Origin of the sequence: Sphaerospermopsis kisseleviana CS-549 (assembly GCF_028329225.1) — a bacterium.
Lineage (GTDB): Bacteria > Cyanobacteriota > Cyanobacteriia > Cyanobacteriales > Nostocaceae > Sphaerospermopsis > Sphaerospermopsis kisseleviana.
The window spans coordinates 64,188-88,076 of record NZ_JAQMTI010000278.1; the positions used below are offsets into that span (position 1 = coordinate 64,188).

Below are 23,889 nucleotides of genomic sequence, written 5' to 3' on the forward strand. Positions count from 1 at the left end.
CCTGTAACCTACACGATGTCTGCTCATTCTTTACCTGAAAGTGCCGCAGTTTGGCATGGTTTGGAGGTTGATAAAGCTTTAGAACTGCTTGATAGCAATGCAGACAGCGGCTTAACACCCCAAGAAGTTGAACAACGTTTGCAAAAATACGGTCCCAACGAACTAGAAGAACAGGGTGGCCGTAGCCCTTGGGAAATTCTCCTAGATCAGTTCACTAACATTATGTTATTGATGCTGATTGGTGTGGCTTTTATTTCTGGTTTCTTAGATTTTTTGGCGTTGCAACAAGGTACATTAAAACCTGGTGAAGTTCCATTTAAAGATACAATTGCGATTATGGCAATTGTAATTCTCAATGGCATTCTCGGTTATGTCCAGGAAAGCCGTGCAGAAAAAGCTCTGGCGGCCTTGAAAAAACTCTCTTCGCCCTCAGTGCGCGTGATCCGTAATGGTAAACTGACGGATGTAGCGGGGAAGGATCTTGTACCTGGGGATGTGATGCTACTGGAAGCGGGGGTACAGGTTTCTGCTGATGGACGCTTAATAGAACAGTCTAATTTGCAAGTCCGAGAGTCAGCACTTACTGGTGAAGCTGAAGCTGTCAATAAGCAAGCCATACTTACATTACCAGAAGATACGTCACTCGGCGATCGCATTAATTTGGTTTTTCAAGGTACTGAAGTTGTTCAAGGCCGGGCTAAGGTGCTTGTTACCAATACCGGCATGACAACGGAACTGGGCAAAATTGCCACCATGTTACAGTCGGTGGAGAGTGAACCTACTCCCCTACAACAACGCATGACTCAACTGGGTAATGTGTTGGTATCTGGTTCTTTGGTGCTGGTTGCTCTAGTTGTCGGTGGTGGTCTGATCCATGATTTAGTGAAGGGAATAGGCTGGAAAAATTTACAAGAGTTGGTAGAAGTTTCTCTGAGTATGGCGGTGGCGGTAGTTCCTGAAGGTTTACCTGCGGTTATTACTGTAACTCTGGCTTTGGGAACTCAGCGTATGGTCCGCCATCATGCTTTAATTCGTAAACTTCCAGCCGTAGAAACTCTTGGTTCTGTAACTACCATCTGTTCTGATAAAACCGGGACTTTAACTCAAAATAAAATGGTGGTGCAGTCAGTCTACACCAATCAAAAAACTTTTAGGGTGACAGGAGAAGGTTATGCTCCTGTTGGTGATTTTCAGTTAGATGGACAAAAAGCCGATTTAGAAGAACATCCAGAAATATCTGCTTTGTTGGTTGCTTGTGCTGTGTGTAATGACTCGGTACTGCAAAAAGAAGCCGGAGAATGGGCAATTTTAGGCGACCCCACCGAAGGCGCTTTGATGACTTTGGCGGGTAAAGCTGGTATTGAAAAGGATCAATGGAATAGTAAGTTACCCCGTGTGTCTGAGTTTCCCTTTTCTTCTGAAAGAAAACGCATGAGTGTTATTTCTCAAGTGGAAGCAGTGGCCACAGGTGATCCGGGGATGACTGGGGTTGATCCGGTAATAGCTGGTTTTGTGGACTCAAAACAGTATTTAATGTTTACTAAGGGTTCACCAGAATTAACTTTAGCTCGTTGCACACACATTTATTTAGGCGATCGCTCTATTCCTATTGATGAAGAACAACACGCCCAAATTCTGGCTGCTAATGACCAAATGGCTTCTCAAGGTTTGCGGGTGTTGGGTTTTGCTTATAAACCTTTAACAGAAATACCCCCCGAAGCTTCAGAAGACACTTCTGAAAATGATTTGGTGTGGTTGGGTTTGGTGGGAATGTTGGATGCTCCACGCCCCGAAGTACGGGCTGCTGTGGCAGAATGTCGTCAAGCTGGTATTCGTCCAATCATGATTACTGGTGATCATCAATTAACAGCTAGGGCGATCGCTCTTGACTTGGGTATAGCTGATGCTGATGCTAGAGTTCTCACAGGTCAAGAATTACAGCGCATGAGTGATACTGAACTAGAACAACAAGTCGATTTAGTCAGTATTTATGCTAGAGTCTCCCCAGAACACAAACTGCGAATTGTTCAAGCTTTACAACGTCGTGGTAGATTTGTGGCCATGACTGGAGACGGCGTTAACGATGCACCCGCCCTCAAACAAGCTGATATTGGTATCGCTATGGGCATCACCGGTACAGATGTCAGTAAAGAAGCCAGCGATATGGTGCTATTAGATGATAACTTTGCCACCATTGTCGCAGCTACGAAAGAAGGTAGAGTTGTTTATACCAATATTCGGCGGTTTATCAAATACATTCTCGGCAGTAATATCGGTGAAGTTCTCACCATTGCTTCAGCGCCACTTTTAGGTTTGGGTGGTGTTCCCCTCTCACCTTTGCAAATTCTCTGGATGAACTTGGTGACAGATGGTTTACCAGCTTTAGCTTTAGCGGTCGAACCTCCAGAACCAGATGTGATGCAACGTCCCCCTTTTAGTCCCCGTGAAAGTATTTTTGCCAGGGGTTTGGGTGCTTACATGGTGCGGATTGGGATTGTATTTGCGATTATTACAATTATTCTCATGCAATGGGCTTATTCTCACGTCCAAATAGCTACCGGAGAAGGTCTAAATCCCGAACGCTGGAAGACAATGGTCTTTACTACTTTATGTCTCGCCCAAATGGGTCATGCGATCGCTATTCGTTCTAACAATCAGCTAACAATAGAGATGAATCCTCTTTCTAATAAATTCGTATTGGGGGCTGTTCTTGCCACTACGATTTTACAGTTAATGCTGGTTTATGTTCCACCACTGCGAGCCTTTTTTGGTACTCATTATCTGCCTTTTAATGAGTTACTAATTTGTATTGGTTTCAGTGCCTTGATGTTTGTTTGGATTGAAGGAGAAAAGATTTTCTTCCGAGTTATGGGCAAGAAGAATGTTTGATTGGTAATTGGTAATTGGTAATTGGTAATTGGTAATTGGTAATAGGTAATAATCAATCAATATTACCTATTACTATGTTTAAATGACTAAAATGGTTTGCTGAACAAATTTTTTACTAATTCCTAAATAAGAGAATATAGTAAATAGTCAAAATTTGATTATTTTTCTCCTGACTCCTGACTCTTGAGGGCAACCACAGGGGGTTTGCCCCTACTGACTCCTGACTCTTGAGGGCAACCACAGGGGGTTTGCCCCTACTAACTCCTGACTCTTGAGGGCAACCACAGGGGGTTTGCCCCTACTAACTCCTGACTCCTTAATGCTTAAATATGTACCTTAAAAATATACACCTAAGAAATTATCGGAATTACCAAGAGCAAAAAATAGATTTTACTGCCCCTAAAACAATTTTAGTCGGTAACAATGCTCAGGGAAAATCTAATTTATTGGAGGCGGTAGAGTTGTTAGCTACATTGCGATCGCACCGTATGGCAAAAGATCGTGATTTAATTAAAGATGGTGAAGATATCGCTCAAATTAATGCTACCCTAGAAAGAAGCTCAGGAATAAGTGATTTAACTTTAACTTTACGCCGAAATGGCCGCCGTAGTGTAGCTATAAATAGTGAAATAGTCCGCAGACAAATGGATTTTCTTGGTGTTTTAAATGCTGTAGAATTTTCTAGTTTAGATTTAGAATTAGTGCGGGGTAGTCCTGAAGTTCGTCGTAATTGGTTAGATACTCTTTTAATGCAACTCGAACCAGTTTATGCTCACATTTTACATCAATATAACCAAGTATTACGACAGCGCAATGCTTTCTTAAAAAGAAGTCAGGAGTCAGGATTCAGGAGTCAGGAGAAAGAATTAGCTATCTGGGATGCACAGTTAGTTAACGCCGGCACAAAGGTAATTAGAAGACGCAACAGAGCTATTCAAAGATTAACACCTATTGCTGCCAAATGGCACGCTAGTATTAGTGGCAGTACAGAAATTCTGGAAATTAATTATTCTCCTAATGTGCCAATAGGAAAAGATGATAATGAAGATATTACACAATCTTTTTTCGGCAAAATTCAACAACGTTCTGTTATTGAATTACACCGAGGTACTACCCTTGTTGGACCCCACAGGGATGAGTTAGAATTAATTATTAATCAAACTCCTGCTCGTCAATATGGTTCTCAAGGTCAACAACGTACTTTAGTTTTAGCTTTAAAATTAGCAGAATTACAATTAATTGAAGAAGTCGTTAATGAAGCTCCTTTACTTTTATTAGATGATGTTTTAGCAGAATTAGATTTATCCCGTCAAAATCAATTACTTGATGCTATTCAAGATCGGTTTCAGACTTTAATTACTACTACTCATTTGGGTGCTTTTGATTCTCAATGGTTAAAATCTTCACAAGTTCTCTTTGTCAAATCAGGAGAAATAGAGTTTCCTGAAAAAGTCTTTTCGTGAGGGAGTTAGGAGTTCCAGAAATTTTTTTATTTTGAAATTGTCTAAATATCAACAAGGTGCAAGCTTTTTTAGCTTTACGTTTCCATTCAATTAATATCCCCAGCGAGTGGGGACTAGAAAACTACGACTATGATGAGTCTGAGTGTGTCTATGTTAGTTTCCATTCAATTAATATCCCCAGCGAGTGGGGACCCCTCCATTTTAAACCCTTACCCAGTAAAGTGTCCAGAGGCAGTTTCCGAAGGTCAGGAAAAAAAGTGGTGAAACAGCTAACCAACAGCGGTAAAAAATCCCTGAAACCGTTACCCAGTAAGCGACCGAAGTTCGCAACGAAAAAATCAATATTTCAGCCATTTTACCTGACCTTCGGAAAAACTACACAATAATCAAGGAGTCAGAAGTTCCAGGAGTTCCTCACTGACTACTTCAAACCTTTGATTTATCAAGGTTTTAGTTTTATTCAGCAACCCCTATTGAGCTAAAAACTGTATTATATCTTACTTGAATTAGTAATGTAATTGTAAAAACTCAATTTTTAATAATATTTATTTATATAAGATATTTATATTTATTGCTTTGAAATAGTGTATTAAAGAAATAATCAAAAATGTAGCGTTTGTATCTTACCATAAAAACAGTAGGTCGATAATTGACAAATAATACGTAAAACTTGCACAAATGACACCTAACACTTGAGTGGATAAACTCTACCGCTTAGACAACATTAAACCACAAGACCGCGCCCAAGTTGGGGATAAGGCGTTTTACTTGAGTAAAATTATGCAAAGGGGCTATCCTGTAGTACCTGGTTTTGTAGTCTCCGCATATGTGTGGCGAGAATTTCTAGAAACTCTCAATAGTTCAGAGTCATTAGTTGCGGACTTACCCTATTCTTCTCTACATTTAGATGTAAGTAATTGGCAACAACTGCAACAGGTGGCTGGCCGTTTGCGTCAGGAAATAATTGCTGGTAGTGTACCACATTATTGGGTAAGTGAGATTTTCCAAGCTGCTAAAACCTGGGAAGGGAAATGTTTAATTTTGCGTCCGAGTTTGAGTATATCATCTGGTAATCAGGTGATGGGAAATATTTCTGGGTTGCTGGAGTCGGTGTTTTGTGTTTGTAATGAGGAAGCTATAGTTGAAGGTTTAAAACAAACTTGGAGTCAGTTGTTTCGTGCTAGAAGTTTACTATATTGGCAGAGTGTCGGCATTAATTTACAACACATTAATTTTGCGGTATTAGTGCAACCGGTAGAAAATGCGATCGCCTCCGGTTCATTCCAAGCTGATACATCAGGAGCAGAAATAGAAGCAACTTATGGATTAGGAATAGCTATTAACAAGGGTGAAATATTACCAGATGTTTACTACATTGAAGAAAACACCGAAGTTATTCAAGAACAACAATTAGGAAATAAAATTCTCGCCTATTCTGTACATGATCCTATATCTGTGACTGCTGAAGAATTACAATCTAGATTAATCACAGATCATAATTGTTTATTCTCCTATCTGCTCAGTGAGGAACAACAAAAGAAGTATGCACTTCCAGAAGAATTTCTGCAACAAATCATTATTTTAGGCAATCAATTATTTAGTGAAATAGGGACAAAATTAACAATAAAATGGACAATTACAATTAATATTCCTACCCCAAAACTTTACATTACTCAAGTTAATGTTCCACCGTTTTTAATTCCTAACTTGCTCCTCAAAGGAATAGGGGCGGCTAGGGGGCAGATAACTGCTACTGCGTATGTCATTCTTGGTTCACAACCCAAACCTTCACAAATACCCAAGGGAGTAATTTTAATCGCTCCTGCTATTACTCCTGATTGGTTGCCTTTACTACATCAAATTGGTGGTATTATTACGGAAAAAGGAGGATTAACCAGTCATGGGGCAATTTTAGCTAGGGAGTTGGGTATTCCTGCTATAGTCAGTGCTAAAAATGCGACTAATTTAATTCAAACTGGTGAAAGTCTCTTGCTTGATGGTGATAGGGGAGAAGTTTATCGTGGTCTAAAAGAGGGTAATATCTTGAAAGATGGAGAAAAAATTTCATTAACCGAGAATAAAAAAGAACAATTTGATCATCATGCAAATCAACCTCATTATGGGTTGAGTAATACTAAAATATTACCGATGATTGCTACCCAATTATTAGTTAATCTTAGTCAAGTAAATTTGATTGAAACAGTACGGGGTTTACCTGTGGATGGGGTAGGTTTGTTACGTTCAGAATTGATGATTTTGAATATTTTGCAGGGACAAAATCCTCATATTTGGCTTTCAAATGGTAGACAAAGAGAATTATTAGAAAGTTTATCTGAGGAGATTAAAAAATTTGCCATTGGTTTTGCACCACGACCTATTTTATATCGTTCTTTAGATTGGCGATCACAGGATTTTCCTTCGTTTAATTATGGTGTAAACTCTGCATCAAGTTCAATTTTAGGTGAACATGGTACTTGGAGTTATGTGAAAAATTCGGCGGTTTTTGAATTAGAATTACAGGCTTTAGCAAGGTTACAAAAAAATGGTTATAGTAATATTCATTTGATGTTGCCTTTTGTGCGGACTGTGGAAGAATTTGTATTTTGTCGTCGTCAAGTTGAAGAAGCTGGTTTAACTGAAAATCCCCATTTTCAATTATGGATCATGGCAGAAGTTCCGAGTATATTATTTTTATTACCTGAATATATTAAAGCTGGGGTAGCGGGAATTTCTATTGGTACTAATGACTTGACACAATTAATTTTAGGTGTGGATCGAGAACAAGGAGAATTAGCAAGTATATTTGATGAACGTCATCCTGCGGTGATGGGTGCGATTTTTCAATTAATTAAAATGGCTAAAGATGGGGGTATTCCTTGTTCTATTTGTGGTCAAGCACCTGCTTTATATCCAGAAATTATTGATAAATTGGTGGAATGGGGTATTAGTTCTATTTCTGTAGAACCGGAAGCGGTGGAAAGGACTTATCAAGCGATCGCTCGTGCTGAACAACGTTTGATTTTAGCAGCAGCGCGGAAACTTTTGGGGAATTGAAAATTGAAAATTGAAAATTACAGCAATTGTTGGGTGATGGGACTAAGTTTTTTTATCTCACGCAAAGGCGCAAAGGAAGACAGGAATTTCAATAATGGACAATTAACAATGAACAATTGACAATTAACTCTCCCTTAAAGCCAAAGGATTGAAAAGTGGAATTTTTGGCTTTTTTCCGCTGGTAAGGGGAGGTTTTAAACCTTAAATGAAACAATTATCAATTATCAATTGTCAATTATCAATTGATAAATATGCTGTCATAGCAGGTGGATAAGATTGTTAAAAATTGTATGGGAAAATGATAAATTTTGGGATAAGTTATATATAAGTTATATAATTAAAATATCATTGCAGATGAAGATCAAATTATCTGAATATGGATCAATCTCAATCTTCTTCTTTGTATCATCAAGATTTCTATTGTTGGACACAACAACAAGCTAAAGCTTTAGAAGAAAGGCTAGTTTTAGAATTAGACTGGCAACATTTACAAGAGGAAATTCAATCTTTGGGAAGGCAGGAATATCGAGAATTAGCAAGTCGTTTGGGTGTATTATTAGGTCATCTCTTAAAATGGGAATATCAACCGGAAAACCGTTCTCGCAGTTGGTTTTTAACAATTAGAGAACAACGTCGCGCTATTCTCCGACATCTGCGACAAAACCCTAGTTTAAAATCTCGTATGGAAGAAGCTATGTTAGATGGTTTTGAAGCAGGAGTTGATTTAGCTTTACGGGAAACTAATTTACCGTTAAGAACTTTTCCCGAAAATTGTCCTTATTTATTTGATGATATTATTGCTGATGATTTTTTGTGTGATACCAGTCAGGACTGGAAAGGATAATTTTTGAAGATGCTCCAGTTATAAGTTATATCACTAAGAGAATTTATCAAGCGATCGCTTGGCAAAATCTCAAGGCAAAATAGAGAAACAGCAAACACCAAGAAGGTATTTATGGAAATTTCACCATACATCAGCATAGACCCTGCTATTCATCACGGCACACCCTTTTTTCAGCAAGCCCCACATAAGTTTTTATGGGTTGTCTCTAAAAAAGCAACTTTGAAAGGGTGATTTATCATTCCTGTCCACACTTTACGCCGCAAATTTATAAACTGGAATTTGCATAAACCGAACTGGTTGAGTTTTCTGCAAAATAATTTGCTGTAACTGTTCAACAGTTTCAGGAGAAAAGAATTGCTCACCAGTTTCTATGTTGACTCTAGCTGGTACATTTTCGACTATAAAAAATTGACCATCTTTTTCTAATGAGTAAGTAACTCTTTGCTCTACAAAGTTTTCGTTAAAATTGTTATTCTGCATTACTTTTCCTCCTAGTAAAATCATCACTCCAGCGATGAGAGTCAGGCTCGTACACTGTAATAATTTTAATCAATGAACGTGACGGATAACTACATTGTACATGAATAGGGCGACCATTTTGGGTAAAACCATGAATTAGACAACTAGCTCCATACTTATCATTTGGATAATCTTCAATTATTTTTCCGTTTTGAATTGCCTTTTTAATTTCCTTGACTCCAATACCTCTGAGTATAGACTGATCAACTCCATGTTTAGAAAACTCGAATTGATCCTGAGAAAATTTCGTTTGTATTTCTTCAAGAGAAACTGACATTATTTTATCTCTTTGCTCAAGAACTTAACAATCCCAGAGGTTTGACTATTGTAAATTTTGTAAACCCATAGCAATTTTACTGTGTTTTTCAATTTGTCCCATTACCTGTTTTGCTCGTTGAATAACCACCGCAGGTAAACCCGCTAACCTCCCAGCTTCAATACCATAAGATTTATCAGCACCACCGGGTTGCACTTGATGTAAAAAGATAATTTGATCAGGCAATTCTTTCACCGTAACTTGATAATTTGCCACATTATCAATAATACTCGCTAACTCATTTAACTCATGATAATGGGTAGCGAAAATAGTCCGAGCTTTAATCTCCACTGCTAAATATTCTGCCACAGCCCAAGCAATAGATAAACCATCAAAAGTTGCAGTACCCCGACCAATTTCATCTAATAAAACCAAAGATTTCGCAGTTGCATGATTTAAAATATTAGCAGTTTCATTCATTTCTACCATAAAAGTAGATTGACCAGTTGCCAGATCATCAACCGCACCCACACGGGTAAAAATGCGATCGCAAACTCCCAAGCGTGCCGACATAGCAGGTACAAAACTTCCAATTTGTGCCATTAACTGAATTAAACCCACCTGCCGTAAATAACAACTCTTACCACTAGCATTAGGACCAGTCAAAATAACCAAATCAGGGTAAAATGTATCATTCTTTCTTCTTTTCTCTTCTTCCTTCGCTTCCTTCGTTCCTTCGTGGTTCATTCCTCCGTAATTCTTCCCACCTAACCAAGTAGAATTAGGAACAAAAAACCCAGAAGGTAAAGATTGTTCAACCACCGGATGACGACCATCAATAACCTCAACCTCCCGTCCCTCCACCATTTCCGGCCGACAATAACCCTGATGTACCGCTAACTCCGCCAACCCACATAATACATCAGCAGCAGCCACCGCACGGGAAATATTGCGAATAGTATCCGCGTGTTCAGCCACTTCATCCCGTAAAGCGGCAAAAATCTCATATTCTAGCTGATTTAAGTCATCTCGCGCCGTTAATATCCGCGCTTCTCGCTCTTTCAACTCAGGAGTAATGTAACGTTCCTCATTCGTCAACGTTTGCTTACGGATGTAATTCTCAGGAACTTGATCTGATTTAGAGCGTGAAATACTAATATAATACCCAAAAGTCTTATTAAACCCGACCTTTAAATTAGGAATACTCGTTCTCGCTCTTTCATCAACTTCTAACGTTGCGATCCATTGTTGATCTGCTTCTACTGTTGCTTTTCTTTCATCCAATAGGGGATTTATACCAGGACGAATTAAACCGCCTTCCTTTAAATGATTAGGTGGTGATTCTACTATGTGCAGTTGTATTTTTTTTGCTAATTCTTCCAGTACGGGAGGGACTTTTTGCAAAGCTTTCAAAAAAGGCGATCGCCCTTCTGCTGCTATGTTAGCTAATTCAGGTAAAAGAGAGATAGAATCAGCTAACGCGACTAAATCCCGTGCATTTGCCCTTCCTGAACCTGCGCGACCTGCTAACCTTTCTAAATCGTATATTTTCCTTAATAATGTTCGTAAATCTTGTCGTAAAGGTGTATTCTCAACTAACTCCTGAATACTATCTTGTCTAGCTTTAATACCTTTGATATCAAGTAGCGGTTGTAACAACCATCTTCTTAACGCCCGACTACCCATAGCGGTGCTGGTTCGGTTTAAAGCCCATAATAAAGAACCGTGAAATGTGCCATCGCGGACAGTTTGGGTAATTTCTAGGTTGCGACGGGTTTGATGATCTACGATGAGGTAATCGGTTAAGGTATAGGTGCGTAATAATTGCAGAGATACGGGGTTTTGTTTTTGGGTATCTTCCAGATATTCCAACAGTCCACCAGCAGCGCGGACTGCAAGGGGGAGATGTTCACAACCGATACCTTCGAGCGATCGCAATTTGAATTTCTGCAATATTTTACTTCTAGCTTCGGCTTGAGAAAAGGGAAGTTGCGATCGCAAACTATAACAAAATGTGGGTGGTAAACACTGAGGAAGGGAAGGGGAAGTTTCCCCCGGACGTAGTAAAGTACCTAAATTCGGTGCATTGGTGGGGAAAAGCACTTCAGAAGGTTGTAACCTCATTAATTCTTGAGTGAGGTGTTCTAAATCACTGCCTTGAGTGGTGAGAAATTCCCCAGTTGAGATATCAGCATAACCTAAACCCCAATGATTCACCGCAATTACCACAGCCGCTAAGTAATTATTGCGACTGGCTTTGAGCATTCCTTCTTCTAGCAAAGTTCCCGGTGTGAGGATGCGGGTAACTTCCCGTTTCACTAAACCTACTGCTTCTGATGCGTCTTCTACTTGGTCACAAATTACTACAGCGTAACCTTTTTCTACTAACATGGTTGTATATCGTTCCCATGCGTGATGAGGTACACCAGTCATAGCTACCCGACCCACATCACCCCCGTGTTTACTGGTGAGGACTAATTCTAATTCTCTGGAAACGGTTACAGCGTCTTGAAAGAAGGTTTCAAAGAAGTCACCAACACGATACAGCAGCAACGCATGGGGGTATTTATCTTTCATTTCTACGTAGTGCTGATACATTTTACTCAGCTTGCTGCGGTCTTCTACCAGTTTTGTATCGCTGAGAGGTGTGTTTTGTGATTGGGGTTCTGGTGTGGTCATGGTAGATGCTGCGATTTTTGGCACTATTCTTGATGATAGCGTGATGTGGGGGAATGGGTGCGATCACTTAAAGTTTATTTATTTTTAGCGAGCTTCCAAAAATTCCTCAACTGTTAAATTGATATCACTGGCAATTTTACGTAATAAAGTCGGTGCAATATCACGTCCTTTGTGAAAGGGAACGGTTGTTCCTCTACCATCTGCATGACGAAACTGTTTGTGAGAACCAGTTTGACGCACTTCTACAAATCCAAGATTTTCTAAAATACGCACTACTTCTTGAGGTTTAAGAACAGGAATATTGCTCATGCTGACTGAAGTGTAATTTGTTGTATACCAATAAATTCCGTCTCAAATTCTGGTTCTTTGTCTTCCAGCAGCATTTCAATTACTTCACGTAAATTTTGCTGTAATTCGTCTAATGTTTCTCCTTGAGAATGTGCTCCTGGAAAACCTGGAACATAACCAACATAAAGTTTTGTTTGTGGATCTCTTTCAATAATTGCGGTGAAAGTTTTCATAGAATGTTATGTGAGATTATATGTTTTAATTGTAGATTATTTTCGACTACTGCGACGGGTGGGTGTGGTTGGTGGTGGTGGTTCTTGAGATTTCAATTTTTCATCATCAGTGAGAAATTCTACATGAAACCCTTTTTCACTATAATAATACCAACCTAAGACGACAATACTGGCATCACCCATAGAGGTGTTTTGTACAGCTTGGTTGGGAAATGTAGCAGCTAACTTTTTCAATCCTTCTGTTTCCCATAATACAATTTGTTCACGAAAAGCAGCCCAAGGACTTGTTTCATCAGCAGCAAAAATCATAATTTCTGCAAATTTTTCCGCCGATGTCCATTTATCGCCGGTTTTCGCTTGTGCAATGTGATTTCCGGTTTCAATAACTGTAGCTAAGGGAAGTATCAAAGTTGTTCCTTTTTTAATTTCTGTGTGAATTTTCTCATTTACAAGTTCAAAATCCCATTTATTATTACCCGCAGTTTCTTTACCTGGAACTTTTAACCAAACACATAATAAAGATGTATCTATTAATAAAACTTTTCTCATTTTTTTTAAATTACTCCCCCAATTATACACCATGAGAAAGACTACGTTCAATTGCGCCTTTTGTTGTCATTTGTCCCAAGGAATAAGAAGCAAATAATTTAGGGAAGTTTTCAATATCTTCTAATAAGGTAAGTTTACTTTCTCCGGTTTCTGAATCTCGATGTGCAACAACTACAAAAGGAACTATTTCTGAACCAAAAGCATCTAGTAAAGCTGGGTTATGGGTGGTTAGTAAAATATCAATATTGCGTTTACTGCCAATTTCTTTTAATATTTTTACTAATAATGCTGCACGGGAAGGATGTAAACCATTATCTATTTCTTCAATGACAATTTGACTACCTTCAGGACGGGTTAATAATGCTGTGAGAATTGCTAAAAATCGCAATGTTCCATCTGACATACTTCTAGCATCAATTTCTGTAATTTCTCCTGGTTTCCATTCTTCTTGACAGTACAGCATTGCATCTGTTTTTAGTCTTCCTACTGGTTCAGACCATACTTTTTTAATATCACCTTCTGGTAAATATTTAATATATTCAGATAGGGTATTTTCAACTTCTGATTTTTTATCGTCTGGTAATGCTGCTAATACTCCAGCAATATTTGAACCATCGCTTTCTAGGTTTTCAGAAAGTCGGGAATAGTCACGCATTGTAGATGGAATGGGATTAATAAATAATATATTTTCTAAATTAGATACCACAAACTCTTGAACTTTCTTTTTTGCTGGTAAAAATATATCTTTAACCTCTTTACTAAAAACCATATTACCACCTTTATTAGTGTTATCTATAATCTTGTTTGCATATAAATCACTAAGACTAAAACTACTACCTGTATTATTGAGATTACTTCTATTGTTGTGTCCTGTCTTTAAAGTAAACTTTTTTAAGTAAATCCCTTGTTCGTGATAATATAAATCACTGTCAATATCTTCTTGTAGTATTTGACAATCAGGTAATGTTTGTATTTTCAAATTATATAAATAATCATCATCTTCACCTCCAAGTAACGCCTTTAAAGTAAACTCATTTACACCTTTCCTTGCAGCACCTTCAACACCACCACGAATAGCAGGAAGTGTTTTATCTCCTGCTAAAGCTGTTTCAATATTTTCACCATTAGCTATTCTTTGTAAAAATTCTAATGCTTCAACCACATTAGACTTACCACTTGCATTAGTTCCAATAAGCACAGTTAAAGGATCAAGGGGAAGTTCAGCATAACGGAAACTTTTCCAATTTTCGAGAATCAGTTTTTTCAGCATAATTAACAACAAATATATTTTAGTGATTTAATCATTGTAATATAAATCAAATGTTTTTATTCTATGTCAGTGTTTCTGGTTTATGGTGTTACTCCTAATCTTTAAGTATATGTTTGGTTGATAACATTTTTATTTGTTATAGCAAATTATTACATAATAATACTTATTTAAAAACATGGTTGATGATTTTATGGGGTAATGGAGGCGATCGCTTAAAGTTGTTGATGTTTAATTTTTTTTTCTCACGCAGAGACGCAGAGGCGCAGAGAGAGACACAAAGAGAGATTATCGGTTATTATAGACAAAAACAGGGTTATAGAGATAACATCTTATGATTGGTAAGATTCTCCGTCAACGTTACCAAATTATCAAACAATTAGGTGCAGGTGGGTTTGGGGAAACTTACCTTGCAGAAGATTTAGATATTCCTGTTACTCCTAAACCGGTTTGTGTCGTTAAACGGTTACAACCTACGGTTATTGATCCAGAAATTATTAGATTATTTGAACAGGAAGCACAAATATTATATCAATTAGGACAAAATCACGATCAAATTCCTAAATTGTATGCTTATTTTCAGGAAGGTCAAAATTTTTATTTGATTCAAGAATTTATTGATGGATATGATTTAACTCAAGAAATAACACCTGGTAAAAACTTGAGTGAAGGTGATGTAATTCAACTTTTGCGAGATGTTTTAGAAATATTGGTTTATGTCCATGAAAATAAGGTGATTCATCGGGATATTAAACCTGCAAATATTATGCGGCGGAAGGATGGGAACTTAGTATTAATTGATTTTGGGGTGGTGAAACAAATTAATACTACTATTGCCATGAAATCAGGGTTAACAAGTAAAACTGTAGGTGTTGGTACTCATGGGTATATGCCACCAGAACAGGGTTTTGGTAAGCCTAAATATAGTAGTGATATTTATGCTTTAGGAATGACAACCATTGAAGGATTAACTGGAATTTCTCCTAATACGTTATCAGAAGATGAGGAAGGAGAAATCATTTGGACTAATTTGGTTTCAGTTAGTCATCAATTAGAGAATTTTATTAATAAAATGGTGCGTTATGATTGGCGACAACGTTATAAAGTTGCCAAGGAAGCATTAGAAGAATTAAATCAAGTTTTTTCAACTGTTAAACAACAGAATAGACAGTCATTAACACAAAATCAGTCCAGTGAATATTGGTTTAAACAAGGAGTTAAATTATTTGATCCAGAAAGGTATGAAGAAGCAATTTCATCCTTTGATAAGGCAATTGCTATTCAACATGACAAACATGAAGCCTGGTTTTGCAGAGGTTATTGCCTAAATAAGTTAAAAAAACATGAAGAAGCAATCTCATCTTTTGATCAAGCCATTGCTATTAAAACTGACTTCTACAAAGCTTGGTATAACCGTGGTAATTCCCTATACAATTTAGAAAGATATCAAGAAGCAATTTCATCTTATAAAAAAGCTATTACCATTCAACCTGACTATGCTAATGCTTGGAATGGCCGCGCTAATTCCTTATGGTGTCTAGGAAGGTACGAAGAAGCACTAAAATGTTATGAAAAGGCAATTAGTATTCAACCAGATGATGAACTTTATATCAATAATCGTAATGATTTATTAAAACAATTAGGGCGTTCCAGTTAGTAAATTGCAGTAAAGAAATTATGTTAAATTATACCATCAGTTCCGGCAATATCTTTCAAGATTTAGGTTTTGCAAATGCAGAAGAAAAACTAGCCAAAGTTAAATTAGCTTCTGTCATTGCCGATATTTTAAAACAACAACAAATCACACCAAAGCTGGACAAATTTTAGGTTTATAACTTGCACAAGTCAATAATTTAAGTAACGGTATTCTCAAAGAATTTACCATTGAAAATTTATTAAGTTTTTTAATAAAATTGGCTCAAAATGTAGAAATAATGGTAACAAATCAACACACGGAAACCTAGAGGATAAACTAATGCGTGAAATCAAATGTAACTTTTGCGGAAGTCCCCATTATGAACAACGCCAAATTGATTATTTATATCGCCATCAAGGACAATATTTATTAGTTCCTAATACTCCGGTGCAAATTTGTCTTGATTGTGGCATGATTTATTATGATGCCAAAATTTTGAAGAAAATTGAACAGTATTTTTTTGACATCTATCAAAATCATCAACAACCTGATGAATATTTATCTATTCCTACTAAGGTTTTTTGATAAGTGAAATAATTAGGTAAATTAGGAAATATATGCAAGCTGAAGAGTTTGATACTAAATTTGACAATGATGAAGATATCACTGAGTTTTTAGACCTATATCAAGCACGTCGTCCCAGTTATGAACAAAAAAGAGTGAATATTGATTTTCCTGTGTGGATGATAGAAGCATTGGAAAAAGAAGCAAAACGTTTAGGTGTCACTTCTGATTCTATACAGGACTTACGCAAAAGGAAACGAAAGTAGGGGTAATTCATGAATTACCCCTACGCAAGAATAAGGTTTTCAGTCACATCTTGCGTAAGTCCTACTATAATTAAATTATGGCTTGCTGAACGTCTTGATAAAAAGGTAATTACTGGTTAGTTTCATTAGTTATGAAACAACAAAAATGTTCCATTTTTAGGTTATGCTAGGAATTAAATACAATCATTAGACTAACAAACTGAGGTAAAAATGACAGATTTAGAAATACATGAAAAAATTAAACAACAAATATCCCAACTTCCACCAGAACAACTTTCCTTATTAAGTGAATTTCTCGACTCTCTCCTCACCAAAAACACCGTAAACCAAAAGCAATTACTCCGTATTTCTCCTATAAAAAGAGGCAAAAAAGCAGGTGATTTGTTACAGTATGCGGGAACTTGGCAAGGTGATGATTTAGAAGATTGTTTGCGTTTTGTTCAAGAAACCCGTTCTCAAACGCAGTTTTAATTTTTATTACTATCTATGTCTTATTTACTGGATACTAACCACTGTAGTTACATTATCAACGGTAATCCTCAAGTTACCAATATCTTAAAATCCTATGCTGGTTTAACAATTGGTGTGAGTATTATAACATATTCTGAACTGCTATATATGACAGAAAAATCAGAACTAAAATATCAAAATCTTAGTGCAGTTCAGAAATTTTTATCTCAAGTCGATCTGTATTTTCTGGATGAAGAAACAGCTATTATTTACAGTCGTCTCAAAGCATCTGTTTTTAATTATTTTGCACCCAAAGAAAAAAGCAAACGTCGTAGTTTCAAAATTGAAAATCTGGGATTTAGTGATCATGATCTTTGGATAGCAGCAACAGCTATTCAATACAATCTTACTCTAGTTTCTGCTGATAGCGATTTTAGGCGCATTCATGAAGTAGAGAATTTTTCCCTAGAATCATGGATATAAAATGATGAAGCATTACGAAAAGCGCCTCTACTCAAGAGATTAACAAAAAATCACACTTTTTTATCCTCAAACAAATCTCACCTTACCTCTAAACCTTCCTTAACTTCACCCACAATACCATCAACATCATCAACCTTCTTCAACTCCCCCGCTTTCCAACTATCAGCAATATCCTTAATAAAACTAGCAATAGGAATCGCTACCAACAAACCTAAAACCCCGCCTAATTTCGCCCCAATTAATAAAGAAATTACCACCCAAACAGGATTTAAACCTGTTAAATTTCCTAACAATCTCGGAGCGACAATATTAGAATTAATTTGATCAATTGCTACAGCTATAGCCGCAACTTCTACCCCTTCCCAAAAGTTCTCTAAAGCTACCAACAAACTCACAATACCAATACCTATTCCCGTACCAAAAGGGAAAAGAGAGAAAAACCCAATTGCAATACCAAATAATAACGCTAAAGGAATCCTTAAAGCCACAAATGCTAAAGTAACTGTGACAGCTAAAATCGCTCCTAAAGTCGCTTGTCCAATAAAATAATTTTGGAAATCTTCTTTTAATAAAGCTCTCACTTTTATGCTAATATAACTGGGAAACCATTGGTAAATACCATCCCATAATTTTTCACCATTTAATATTAGGTAAATAGTTAAAACGATAGCTAAAAGAAAATTCACTAAAAATCCAATAGTATCAAAAGCAAAACCCAAAATTTTACCGGTAAAAGATTGAAATTGACTGGAAATTTTTTCTAACAACTGCGTAGCTAAACCACTAATATTAACAGGTAAATCTTGTTGTGTAGCTGCCCAATTTAAAAAAGCTTGTAATTGTTGAGTTCCTGAATCTATCCAAACAGGAAGAATATTAACTAATTCGTTGAGTTGTTGAAAAATCAAAGGTACTAAAATTACACCAACTGCTCCTAAAATTACTATTGCTAAAAGCAGCACTCCTGCAATAGCTAAATTACGTGGTACTCCCTTTTGATTGAAAAATTTGATGGGATAGTCTAAAACAAAAGATAATAAAATAGCGACAGAAACAACGCTTACCAAAGGTTGAAAATATTGGACAACCTGAATTAATAACCATCCGTTCAGAATGATCAGAGGAAAAGCCAAACCAAAAGTTAACCAGCGGGGAAGTTTATTTACTATTTGCATAAAATACTATGATGATTCTCTCTACAATTTCTAAATAATTTCTTCTGTCACCTGTCACCTGTCACCTGTCACCTACTATAAAATCAAGCATAATCCGTTGATGAATAATTCCTAAAGGTCTAAATTCTCCAGCTATTGCCGAATAACAACTACCCCTTTCAATATCTTCCCTTGTTAATAATCCCATATCCCAACCTTCATTTAAAACCAGTTGATCTAATCCTACTAATAATGGTGCTTGAAAAACATAACGAATAACTCTCTCATCGGAATAGATTCCAAATTTAACAAAAGAAGGTAACTCATAACTGATTTCTTCTTTTACTTCCCGCACCAGTGCTATTTCTGGGGTTTCATCTGCTTCTAAATGTCCACCGAATAAACCCCAACACCCAGCAGCAGCTATGGTGGGGATATTGTCCCGTAGCTGCATGAGATATTTATTGTCTTGGTAGAGAATAACAATCGCTACTTGTGGAATTTGATCATTCATATATTATTCTTCCTCTATTATTCTTCCTCTAAGTAAACTTCCCCAAACTCTTGCCCAGCCAAGGGAATACTTTTGTATCTTACCTTACCCTTTAATACTACCTCTTGTCCCACCTTTAAATTACTTTGATTAGTTACAACCCAAATTTTACCGCTGGCATCAGCAATTTGATATGCTTGCTGCTTGAGCAAAGGAGCGTGTTTTTCTATCTTTCCTTGGATGTAAACAGTAGCTTGATTATCCTGTGCTGGTTTAATTTCCTGAATTGGTGTAACATTTGCGCCAATCCTCAGATTTTGTAAATTCATTTCACCAGGTTTACCGTTAGCACAACTACACAGTCCCACTACCAAAAAAAAAGCTAATCCTTGATGAAAAGATTGCAAAGAAGTACGTTGTATTTGTTGTTGAACAGCACGCAATTGAGAGAATTTTTGCATTAATCCTTACCTTGTTACCAGTTTCTTCAAGTTTCTATTAATACTAGCTATGTTGCACTGATAAAAAAAGGCTTGAGGTCATCCTTTTATTCTTTATCCTTCAGTTGACGCAGTTAATCTGAGAAAATAGTTAAGGCAATAGGCGACTGGTGATTGGTGATTGGTGACAGTAAAAAGGCAAAAGGCAAAAGGCAAGAGGCAAGAGGCAAGAGGCAGGAGGTAAATATTTCTCCCCAGTCCCCAGTCCCTCACAGGGGTAGGTTTTTAATATTATCTGTTGAGGCAGGACTAGGAAGACAAGGAGGGAAAGTAGACAAGGAAGATTTTCTCCGCACAATAGTCTTTTTGTTACCAATATAATATGATTTTGTACGGTTTTCCTCCCTTGTCCACTGTCCTTCCTTGTCCCCCAAGTCTTGCCCTCACGACAATGTAAAATACCTACCCTTGTGAGGTCCCCAGTCCCCAGTCCCCAGTCCCCAATAACTAATAACTAATGACAATGGAAACAAAAACCGCAAAAATCCTTGATGGTAAAGCATTAGCCGCTAAAATTCAGAAAGAATTAGCTACTACCATCGCAGAAGTACAACCAAAAATTGGCCGACCTCCAGGTTTAGCAGTATTAATGGTAGGAGATAACCCCGCCTCAGCAGCTTATGTCAGCAACAAAGAAAAAGCTTGTGCTAAAGTGGGGATTGCTTCTTTTGGTAAACATTTTCCCACCCACACCAACCAAACTGAACTAGAGGAAGTCATTGCAGAACTTAACCAAGATCAACGGGTAGATGGAATTTTAGTACAGTTACCCCTACCTAATCATTTGGATGCTATAAGTCTTTTACATAAAATCGCCCCAGATAAAGACGCTGATGGACTGCATCCAGTGAACTTAGGGCGTTTGGTGCGAACTGAGGCAGGTTTACGCAGTTGCACACCAGCGGGAGTAATGCGACTACTAGAAGAATATAAAATTCCCCTGGTGGGAAAAAAAGCAGTAGTAGTAGGACGTAGTATCTTAGTGGGTAAGCCAATGGCGTTAATGCTATTAGATGCTGATGCTACAGTTACCATTGCCCACTCCCGCACCCAAAACCTCACAACCATCACCCAAAACGCTGATATTCTCGTTGCAGCAGCAGGTATTCCCAGATTAATCACTGCTGACATGGTGAAACCAGGCGCTGTTGTGGTAGATGTGGGAATAAATCGCGTCACCGATAGCAGTGGTAAAAGTCGTTTAGTGGGCGATATTGATTTTGCGCCAACTGCTAATGTGGCAGAATATATTACCCCTGTTCCTGGTGGTATTGGTCCAATGACAGTCGCCATGTTACTGCAAAATACCGTCTCTAGCTATTTGCGGACAAACAGTAACTAAGCAAATTTCAGATTTATGGAATCTAACTAAAATCCAAAATCCAAAATCCAAAATCCAAAATCCAAAATCCAAAATCCAGTGAGTGTTTCTGCTCCTCTACACCGTAAAATTGTCACACATATCACCATAAACCGAAAATTTTAGGAATTGAAGCATGGTAGTAACAGATAACTTGCAAAAGACATCAGAACCAGCCAGGTTTAACCTCGCTGCCTATCTCAAAGAACGACAAAGGCTTTGTGAGACTGCTTTGGATCAATCAATTCCTGTCGTTTATCCAGAAAAGATTTATGAAGCTATGCGCTACTCCCTCTTAGCAGGAGGTAAGCGTGTACGTCCTATCCTATGCCTTGCTACCTGTGAAATGATTGGTGGCAGCATTGAAATGGCCATGCCAACAGCTTGTGCTGTGGAAATGATCCACACCATGTCTCTAATTCATGATGACTTACCCGCAATGGATAATGATGATTACCGTCGTGGTAAGTTGACAAATCATAAAGTCTACGGCGAAGATATCGCCATTTTAGCCGGGGATGGCTTGTTAGCATTGGCTTTTGAGTTCGTAGCCTCCCAAACCCCCGAAAATGTCCCTACACAAAGAACTTTACAAGTAATTGCCCGTCTCGGTAAGGCTTTAGGCGCTGCCGGTTTAGTTGGTGGTCAAGTGGTAGATTTAGAATCAGAAGGAAAATCAGATATTTCCCTAGAAACTTTGAATTTTATTCATAACCACAAAACCGCCGCCCTCTTAGAAGCTTGTGTAGTGTGTGGGGGAATAATTGCTGGCGCATCCCCAGAAGATGTACAAAAATTAACTCGTTATTCTCAAAATATTGGTCTAGCCTTCCAAATCATTGATGATATTCTGGATATAACCGCTACTCAAGAACAACTAGGTAAAACCGCAGGTAAAGACCTTACAGCACAAAAAGTTACCTATCCCAGCTTATGGGGAATTGAAGAATCACGCGCTAAAGCACAACAGCTAGTTGAAGAAGCTTGTGCAGAACTAGAAAGTTTTGGTGAAAAAGCAGTACCCTTACAAGCGATCGCTCACTTTATTATCAATCGCAATCACTAGGGAGAATTTTGGATTTTGGATTTTGGATTTTGGATTTTGGATTTTAGGATTTTAGGATTTTAGGATTTTGGATTGCACAATCCCAAATTTAAAATCACAACCACAAAACTGCCAAATTTTAGTTACAAAATCATCCACCACAATCATGTTATAGCGACAGTCAATGTTGTACTTCATGAACAGATGATCAAACTTAAACACATACAGACTTTATACTCTGACACCTGTCACCTGTCACCTGTCACCTGTTATACTGCTAATGGCTGAAAGCTGAAGGCTGACTGCTAAAAAAACTGTTCCTCAACACACAAGTGCTGCTCTTATTCAATCACCTAACCAAAAAACCATGCAGGACTTATGCGACATTTTCAACAACCGGGTGCTACTGGTTGCACTTGTGGCTTGTTTTGTTGCTCAAGGATTAAAACTCATCGTTGAAGTCATCAAACATCAAAAAGTGGATCTGCGTGTCTTAGTGACTACCGGAGGTATGCCTAGCGCCCATTCAGCTTTAGTCACAGCTTTAGCCACAGGAGTTGGGCAAACTATCGGTTGGTCATCTCCAGATTTTGCTGTAGCTGCGGTATTTGCCATCATTGTTATGTACGATGCAGCTGGAGTTCGCCAAGCAGCAGGTAAGCAAGCTCGCATACTCAATCAAATGATTGATGAATTATTTCATGAAAAACCAGACTTTTTCCAAGACCGTCTCAAAGAACTACTCGGACATACACCAGTTCAAGTCATAGCTGGTTCAGTTTTAGGTGTCACCATTTCCTGGTTAGCTAGAGCCGCTTATTAGTAAGGTGACAGGTGACAGTTGACAGTTGACAGTTGACAGTTGACAGTAAGAAGGGAAGAGAGAATAGGTAATTCATAATTCATAATTCATAATTCATAATTGGTAATTGGTAATTGGTAATTGGTAATTGGTAATATTATTCCCAATCACCAGTCCCCAGTCCCCAGTCCCCAATCACCAGTCCCCAATCACCAATCACCTTACTGTGACAACTGAACGCAGTAACATGACTTTTCTACCATCTGCTAACAGGGCAAAAAAACCATTCTCCGTCAGTTTTTGCAATGTCCTGTATGCCTCTGTTTGGTTGGTAGTATAAACAGCCAGTAGATAGGGGCGTTGTCCATAGGAAACTAAACCAACACTACCTCCTACCGTTCTTTGTACATTTTTGGCTAGTTCCGGGCGGTTGAAATAATCTACCAACACAGCAAAACCTTCTCCCAAAACTCTGGGATTATAACTAACTGTCTGATTTGGTAGAGTTGCTGATGGGATTATTGCTGGTGTTACCGTTGCTGTTGTTGGTGCTGTTGGTGCTGTTGCTGCTGTTGGTCGAGTCGTAATAATAGCAGACAAGCCAACAACGTTGTTAACATATCTTGCCCAACGGTTAGCATCTTCAATCTTGTTAAAACCACCAACTCGCGTTACTGTTTCATTCAGATATTTACAAGTAACAGTTTTTAGGTCAGATGGTAAGGCACTACGTAACTGCTGTTGATTATTAACCGTAGGACTAACAACCAACAACAGATACTCCCCCGCACTGGGAGGTTGACAGGCAGGAATGGTTTGTTGGGATAAAACAGGACTAATACCAGTAATTATTGGAGCTACTGCTAATAATAAAGCACTTGGTAAATAATGAACTTTTGGTAAAAACATTTGGTGTATACCTAGTATTGTATAATTTATAACTTATTTCAGGAAATAGGAAATAGGAAATAGGGAATAGGGAATAGAGAACAAAAGGCAAAAGTTAATATTCTTCCCCAGCCTTTCCTGCCTTTCCTGCCTCCTGCCTCCTGCCTCCTGCCTCCTGCCTCCTGCCTCCTGCCTCCTGCCTCCTGC

26 protein-coding genes are annotated in these 23,889 nt (G+C 37.9%); 15 read left to right on the forward strand and 11 right to left on the reverse strand.

Going from position 1 to position 23,889, the window contains the following annotated elements; genetic code table 11:
• Window positions 1-15 precede the first annotated feature (15 nt).
• The 4 genes from PN497_RS22085 (at window position 16) to PN497_RS22100 (ending at window position 8,250) form a co-directional block, all read left to right on the forward strand.
• On the forward strand, window positions 16-2,889 hold the full coding sequence (locus PN497_RS22085) for a cation-translocating P-type ATPase (protein WP_096571007.1): 2,874 nt from the start codon (window positions 16-18) through the stop codon (window positions 2,887-2,889).
• Between the two features lie 329 nt (window positions 2,890-3,218).
• Window positions 3,219-4,352, forward strand: coding sequence for a DNA replication/repair protein RecF (recF, locus tag PN497_RS22090; protein ID WP_096571009.1), 1,134 nt, complete (start codon window positions 3,219-3,221; stop codon window positions 4,350-4,352).
• 696 nt (window positions 4,353-5,048) lie between these two features.
• Complete coding sequence (locus PN497_RS22095; protein ID WP_096571011.1) at window positions 5,049-7,406, forward strand: putative PEP-binding protein; 2,358 nt, start codon at window positions 5,049-5,051, stop codon at window positions 7,404-7,406.
• Between the two features lie 376 nt (window positions 7,407-7,782).
• Window positions 7,783-8,250: a DUF29 domain-containing protein gene (locus PN497_RS22100; RefSeq protein ID WP_096571013.1), complete on the forward strand. Its 468-nt coding sequence runs from the start codon at window positions 7,783-7,785 to the stop codon at window positions 8,248-8,250.
• 252 nt (window positions 8,251-8,502) lie between these two features.
• Here PN497_RS22100 and PN497_RS22105 read toward each other — a convergent pair whose 3' ends face one another.
• The 7 genes from PN497_RS22105 to PN497_RS22135 all read right to left on the reverse strand — a co-directional run bounded on the left by PN497_RS22105 (window position 8,503) and on the right by PN497_RS22135 (window position 14,044).
• Window positions 8,503-8,730 carry a hypothetical protein gene (locus tag PN497_RS22105; protein ID WP_096571015.1) on the reverse strand — a complete coding sequence of 76 codons (228 nt, stop codon included), beginning with the start codon at window positions 8,728-8,730 and terminating at the stop codon, window positions 8,503-8,505.
• Window positions 8,720-9,046, reverse strand: a complete 327-nt coding sequence (locus PN497_RS22110; RefSeq protein ID WP_096571017.1) for a DUF4258 domain-containing protein — start codon at window positions 9,044-9,046, stop codon at window positions 8,720-8,722. The genes PN497_RS22105 and PN497_RS22110 overlap by 11 nt, the downstream gene beginning before the upstream one ends.
• Before the next feature lie 45 nt (window positions 9,047-9,091).
• Window positions 9,092-11,704, reverse strand: a complete 2,613-nt coding sequence (gene mutS / locus PN497_RS22115; RefSeq protein WP_096571019.1) for a DNA mismatch repair protein MutS — start codon at window positions 11,702-11,704, stop codon at window positions 9,092-9,094.
• Between the two features lie 84 nt (window positions 11,705-11,788).
• Window positions 11,789-12,013: a type II toxin-antitoxin system HicA family toxin gene (locus PN497_RS22120; protein WP_096571021.1), complete on the reverse strand. Its 225-nt coding sequence runs from the start codon at window positions 12,011-12,013 to the stop codon at window positions 11,789-11,791.
• Window positions 12,010-12,225 (reverse strand): type II toxin-antitoxin system HicB family antitoxin, encoded by a 216-nt coding sequence (locus PN497_RS22125; RefSeq protein WP_096571023.1) that lies wholly within the window; start codon window positions 12,223-12,225, stop codon window positions 12,010-12,012. Before PN497_RS22125 ends, PN497_RS22120 begins: the two co-directional genes overlap by 4 nt.
• Window positions 12,226-12,261: 36 nt before the next feature.
• Window positions 12,262-12,774 (reverse strand): hypothetical protein, encoded by a 513-nt coding sequence (locus PN497_RS22130; RefSeq protein ID WP_096572793.1) that lies wholly within the window; start codon window positions 12,772-12,774, stop codon window positions 12,262-12,264.
• Between the two features lie 22 nt (window positions 12,775-12,796).
• Window positions 12,797-14,044 (reverse strand): AAA family ATPase, encoded by a 1,248-nt coding sequence (locus tag PN497_RS22135; RefSeq protein ID WP_096571025.1) that lies wholly within the window; start codon window positions 14,042-14,044, stop codon window positions 12,797-12,799.
• Between the two features lie 113 nt (window positions 14,045-14,157).
• Between PN497_RS22135 and PN497_RS22140 the strand changes: the two genes are divergently transcribed.
• The 7 genes from PN497_RS22140 to PN497_RS22170 all read left to right on the forward strand — a co-directional run bounded on the left by PN497_RS22140 (window position 14,158) and on the right by PN497_RS22170 (window position 17,440).
• Complete coding sequence (locus tag PN497_RS22140; protein WP_096571027.1) at window positions 14,158-14,379, forward strand: hypothetical protein; 222 nt, start codon at window positions 14,158-14,160, stop codon at window positions 14,377-14,379.
• Window positions 14,376-15,698: a protein kinase domain-containing protein gene (locus tag PN497_RS22145; RefSeq protein WP_096571029.1), complete on the forward strand. Its 1,323-nt coding sequence runs from the start codon at window positions 14,376-14,378 to the stop codon at window positions 15,696-15,698. Before PN497_RS22140 ends, PN497_RS22145 begins: the two co-directional genes overlap by 4 nt.
• A gap of 20 nt (window positions 15,699-15,718) precedes the next feature.
• Entirely contained in the window at window positions 15,719-15,868 is a 150-nt protein-coding gene (locus tag PN497_RS22150) for an XRE family transcriptional regulator (RefSeq protein WP_199291022.1), read from the forward strand.
• Between the two features lie 148 nt (window positions 15,869-16,016).
• The gene (locus PN497_RS22155) at window positions 16,017-16,262 is read left to right on the forward strand and encodes a type II toxin-antitoxin system MqsA family antitoxin (RefSeq protein WP_096571031.1); all 246 of its coding nucleotides are present in this window, start codon (window positions 16,017-16,019) and stop codon (window positions 16,260-16,262) included.
• A gap of 32 nt (window positions 16,263-16,294) precedes the next feature.
• Window positions 16,295-16,507, forward strand: a complete 213-nt coding sequence (gene brnA, locus PN497_RS22160; RefSeq protein ID WP_096571033.1) for a type II toxin-antitoxin system BrnA family antitoxin — start codon at window positions 16,295-16,297, stop codon at window positions 16,505-16,507.
• A 210-nt stretch (window positions 16,508-16,717) separates the two neighbouring features.
• Window positions 16,718-16,978 (forward strand): hypothetical protein, encoded by a 261-nt coding sequence (locus PN497_RS22165; protein WP_096571035.1) that lies wholly within the window; start codon window positions 16,718-16,720, stop codon window positions 16,976-16,978.
• 15 nt (window positions 16,979-16,993) lie between these two features.
• On the forward strand, window positions 16,994-17,440 hold the full coding sequence (locus PN497_RS22170) for a type II toxin-antitoxin system VapC family toxin (protein ID WP_096571037.1): 447 nt from the start codon (window positions 16,994-16,996) through the stop codon (window positions 17,438-17,440).
• 77 nt (window positions 17,441-17,517) lie between these two features.
• Here PN497_RS22170 and PN497_RS22175 read toward each other — a convergent pair whose 3' ends face one another.
• From PN497_RS22175 to PN497_RS22185, 3 genes are all read right to left on the reverse strand, one after another.
• A complete protein-coding gene (locus tag PN497_RS22175; RefSeq protein ID WP_096571039.1) occupies window positions 17,518-18,615 on the reverse strand; it encodes an AI-2E family transporter in 1,098 nt (365 codons plus the stop codon).
• Window positions 18,616-18,676: 61 nt separating this feature from the next.
• Window positions 18,677-19,108, reverse strand: a complete 432-nt coding sequence (locus PN497_RS22180) for an NUDIX hydrolase (RefSeq protein WP_096571041.1) — start codon at window positions 19,106-19,108, stop codon at window positions 18,677-18,679.
• A 17-nt stretch (window positions 19,109-19,125) separates the two neighbouring features.
• Window positions 19,126-19,548: a hypothetical protein gene (locus tag PN497_RS22185; RefSeq protein WP_272110866.1), complete on the reverse strand. Its 423-nt coding sequence runs from the start codon at window positions 19,546-19,548 to the stop codon at window positions 19,126-19,128.
• A 156-nt stretch (window positions 19,549-19,704) separates the two neighbouring features.
• Between PN497_RS22185 and PN497_RS22190 the strand changes: the two genes are divergently transcribed.
• The 4 genes from PN497_RS22190 (at window position 19,705) to PN497_RS22205 (ending at window position 22,815) form a co-directional block, all read left to right on the forward strand.
• On the forward strand, window positions 19,705-19,908 hold the full coding sequence (locus PN497_RS22190) for a hypothetical protein (RefSeq protein ID WP_096571043.1): 204 nt from the start codon (window positions 19,705-19,707) through the stop codon (window positions 19,906-19,908).
• Window positions 19,909-20,050: 142 nt separating this feature from the next.
• Window positions 20,051-20,929 carry a bifunctional methylenetetrahydrofolate dehydrogenase/methenyltetrahydrofolate cyclohydrolase FolD gene (gene folD / locus PN497_RS22195; RefSeq protein ID WP_096571045.1) on the forward strand — a complete coding sequence of 293 codons (879 nt, stop codon included), beginning with the start codon at window positions 20,051-20,053 and terminating at the stop codon, window positions 20,927-20,929.
• Window positions 20,930-21,083: 154 nt separating this feature from the next.
• Window positions 21,084-22,013: a geranylgeranyl diphosphate synthase CrtE gene (gene crtE / locus PN497_RS22200; protein ID WP_096571047.1), complete on the forward strand. Its 930-nt coding sequence runs from the start codon at window positions 21,084-21,086 to the stop codon at window positions 22,011-22,013.
• Window positions 22,014-22,359: 346 nt separating this feature from the next.
• The gene (locus PN497_RS22205) at window positions 22,360-22,815 is read left to right on the forward strand and encodes a divergent PAP2 family protein (RefSeq protein ID WP_096571049.1); all 456 of its coding nucleotides are present in this window, start codon (window positions 22,360-22,362) and stop codon (window positions 22,813-22,815) included.
• A gap of 195 nt (window positions 22,816-23,010) precedes the next feature.
• On the opposite strand, the gene PN497_RS22210 is transcribed toward PN497_RS22205, so the two are convergent.
• Window positions 23,011-23,703 (reverse strand): hypothetical protein, encoded by a 693-nt coding sequence (locus PN497_RS22210; RefSeq protein ID WP_272110867.1) that lies wholly within the window; start codon window positions 23,701-23,703, stop codon window positions 23,011-23,013.
• Between the last annotated feature and the right edge of the window lie 186 nt (window positions 23,704-23,889).

Bases quoted from the DNA above. Each gene is read 5' to 3' on its own strand.
- PN497_RS22145 (WP_096571029.1), top strand. From the start codon at position 14,376: ATGATTGGTAAGATTCTCCGTCAACGTTACCAAATTATCAAACAATTA.
- PN497_RS22150 (WP_199291022.1), top strand. From the start codon at position 15,719: ATGTTAAATTATACCATCAGTTCCGGCAATATCTTTCAAGATTTAGGT.
- PN497_RS22165 (WP_096571035.1), top strand. From the start codon at position 16,718: ATGACAGATTTAGAAATACATGAAAAAATTAAACAACAAATATCCCAA.
- PN497_RS22170 (WP_096571037.1), top strand. From the start codon at position 16,994: ATGTCTTATTTACTGGATACTAACCACTGTAGTTACATTATCAACGGT.
- PN497_RS22110 (WP_096571017.1), bottom strand. From the start codon at position 9,046: ATGTCAGTTTCTCTTGAAGAAATACAAACGAAATTTTCTCAGGATCAA.
- PN497_RS22135 (WP_096571025.1), bottom strand. From the start codon at position 14,044: ATGCTGAAAAAACTGATTCTCGAAAATTGGAAAAGTTTCCGTTATGCT.
- PN497_RS22120 (WP_096571021.1), bottom strand. From the start codon at position 12,013: ATGAGCAATATTCCTGTTCTTAAACCTCAAGAAGTAGTGCGTATTTTA.
- PN497_RS22205 (WP_096571049.1), top strand. From the start codon at position 22,360: ATGCAGGACTTATGCGACATTTTCAACAACCGGGTGCTACTGGTTGCA.
- PN497_RS22100 (WP_096571013.1), top strand. From the start codon at position 7,783: ATGGATCAATCTCAATCTTCTTCTTTGTATCATCAAGATTTCTATTGT.
- PN497_RS22185 (WP_272110866.1), bottom strand. From the start codon at position 19,548: ATGCAAAAATTCTCTCAATTGCGTGCTGTTCAACAACAAATACAACGT.
- crtE (WP_096571047.1), top strand. From the start codon at position 21,084: ATGGTAGTAACAGATAACTTGCAAAAGACATCAGAACCAGCCAGGTTT.
- PN497_RS22210 (WP_272110867.1), bottom strand. From the start codon at position 23,703: ATGTTTTTACCAAAAGTTCATTATTTACCAAGTGCTTTATTATTAGCA.
- PN497_RS22125 (WP_096571023.1), bottom strand. From the start codon at position 12,225: ATGAAAACTTTCACCGCAATTATTGAAAGAGATCCACAAACAAAACTT.
- PN497_RS22085 (WP_096571007.1), top strand. From the start codon at position 16: ATGTCTGCTCATTCTTTACCTGAAAGTGCCGCAGTTTGGCATGGTTTG.
- PN497_RS22155 (WP_096571031.1), top strand. From the start codon at position 16,017: ATGCGTGAAATCAAATGTAACTTTTGCGGAAGTCCCCATTATGAACAA.
- PN497_RS22175 (WP_096571039.1), bottom strand. From the start codon at position 18,615: ATGCAAATAGTAAATAAACTTCCCCGCTGGTTAACTTTTGGTTTGGCT.
- mutS (WP_096571019.1), bottom strand. From the start codon at position 11,704: ATGACCACACCAGAACCCCAATCACAAAACACACCTCTCAGCGATACA.
- brnA (WP_096571033.1), top strand. From the start codon at position 16,295: ATGCAAGCTGAAGAGTTTGATACTAAATTTGACAATGATGAAGATATC.
- PN497_RS22105 (WP_096571015.1), bottom strand. From the start codon at position 8,730: ATGCAGAATAACAATTTTAACGAAAACTTTGTAGAGCAAAGAGTTACT.
- PN497_RS22130 (WP_096572793.1), bottom strand. From the start codon at position 12,774: ATGAGAAAAGTTTTATTAATAGATACATCTTTATTATGTGTTTGGTTA.
- PN497_RS22180 (WP_096571041.1), bottom strand. From the start codon at position 19,108: ATGAATGATCAAATTCCACAAGTAGCGATTGTTATTCTCTACCAAGAC.
- recF (WP_096571009.1), top strand. From the start codon at position 3,219: ATGTACCTTAAAAATATACACCTAAGAAATTATCGGAATTACCAAGAG.
- folD (WP_096571045.1), top strand. From the start codon at position 20,051: ATGGAAACAAAAACCGCAAAAATCCTTGATGGTAAAGCATTAGCCGCT.